The organism is Muricoccus harenae (assembly GCF_009848505.1).
Lineage (GTDB): Bacteria > Pseudomonadota > Alphaproteobacteria > Acetobacterales > Acetobacteraceae > Roseomonas > Roseomonas harenae.
The window spans coordinates 73,964-75,103 of sequence record NZ_WWDL01000031.1 but is presented as its reverse complement, the minus strand read 5'-3'; the positions used below and the strand labels follow the sequence as shown (position 1 = coordinate 75,103).

Sequence of the window (1,140 nt, the reverse complement as noted above, 5' to 3'; positions counted from 1 at the left end):
CGACGCGCTCCCCGGAATCGATCCGGAAGTCCAGGTCGCGCAGCGCGCTGACCACGACGCGATTCGACTCATCCGTCCGCACCCGCACGGCGGCGCGGGCCAGCAGCTGCTTCTTCAGGCTGCGCGCGGCCAGGTGATAGAGCGGAAAATCGACCCGCAATCCGGCTGCTTCGATATGCACCATGAGGGTCAGACCCAGAAGGCCAGACGCCCGCGGAAGCGGACGAAGAAGGCGATGGCGATGGTCCCGAAGATCAGGGTGTACAGGATGGCGGCGAGCCAGACGATGGGCGCCCCACCACCTTCCACGAGCGGACCCCGGATGGTTTCCAGCAGCGCGTAGAAGGGGTTCAGCGGCAGCCAGACGGCCGCTTCCTTCAGCAATTCCGGCTTCCAGATGATCGGGGTGAGAAAGAAGGAGAGCTGCATCACATTCGTCACGATCGGCCCGATGTCGCGGAAGCGCGCGCAGAGCATGCCGAGCAGCAGCGAGGCGAAGAAGGCATTGGCCAGGAGCAGGGCAACGCCCGGCAGCGCCAGCAGCGCTTCCGGCCCTGGGATCTTCCAGAAGATCAACAGCACCAGCAAGATCAGGGGCAGGTTGTGCGCCGCAGTAAGGGCGTTGCGGAAGACGGTCCGCAGCGCATGCACGGTGAAGGGAATGCGGAGCTGCCGAATCACGCCCTCGGCGCTTGTCATCGTGGAGCAGGCATCGCCGACCATGGTCGCGATAACATTCCAGATCACGAGGCTGACGGTCAGGTGCGGTAAGTAGTCCGCCAGGCTCAGGCCCAGAAGACGGGCATAGAGCAGGCCCAACCCCACCAGCATCGCCACAGTGGACAGCGTCACCCAGAAGGGGCCGATCACCGAGCCACGGTAACGGTTCCGCAGGTCAAGCCGGGCCAGGGTCCAGGCCAGGCGCCAGGAGGCGAAGCCCTCCCGAAAGTCGGAGCGCGCCAACTCCACCCGACGCGGGGCTGCCGCATCGAAGCTGTAGGTTTCGGTCGTGATGAGAGGGCCTGCAAGCATCGGGCGGGCCTATACACCGGCCGGTGCCCCGGGGGCCAGCGCTCCCCGGGCTTTGCCGGGCCGCGCCTGCGGCCGACACGAGCTTTCCACGCCTGCGGCCGGCGCTAC

Annotated in this window: 1 protein-coding gene and 1 pseudogene; both read right to left on the bottom strand. The window is 66.6% G+C overall.

Annotated elements, in window-relative coordinates; translation table 11 throughout:
- Positions 1-184, bottom strand: a pseudogene (locus GSE44_RS19995) (ABC transporter ATP-binding protein); the annotation flags it as partial.
- Between the two features lie 5 nt (positions 185-189).
- Positions 190-1,032 (bottom strand): ABC transporter permease, encoded by an 843-nt coding sequence (locus GSE44_RS19990; protein ID WP_159350596.1) that lies wholly within the window; start codon positions 1,030-1,032, stop codon positions 190-192.
- Between the last annotated feature and the right edge of the window lie 108 nt (positions 1,033-1,140).

What these genes read in the sequence shown, in the direction of transcription:
- GSE44_RS19990 (WP_159350596.1), bottom strand. Translation starts at nt 1,032, where the DNA reads ATGCTTGCAGGCCCTCTCATCACGACCGAAACCTACAGCTTCGATGCG.